At 57.5% G+C, this 233-nt stretch carries 1 pseudogene; it reads right to left on the reverse strand.

The features are described from left to right. Window positions 1-233, reverse strand: a pseudogene (locus tag ACPYOI_RS37170) (monovalent cation:proton antiporter-2 (CPA2) family protein); the annotation flags it as partial.

The raw sequence follows: 233 nt of genomic DNA on the forward strand, positions 1-233 counted from the left end.
CCAGCGTGCGGCGGCCGAACAGCAGGCCGGACTCCAGCGTTTTGCGCAGTTCGTAATCGACATTGAGGTTTTTGAGCGCAATCGAATGGATGCGGTCATAGGAGCGCACGAAGAGCTTGGCATGCGGATATTCGGCTTGCACCAGCTCCACCACCTTATCGGTGATCTCTCGCTTTTGTGTGCAGACACTAACGATCTTGGCTCCGTCGATTCCGGCAGAGCGCAGCACGTCC

Source organism: Rhizobium sp. SVR5-2C, assembly GCF_056755115.1.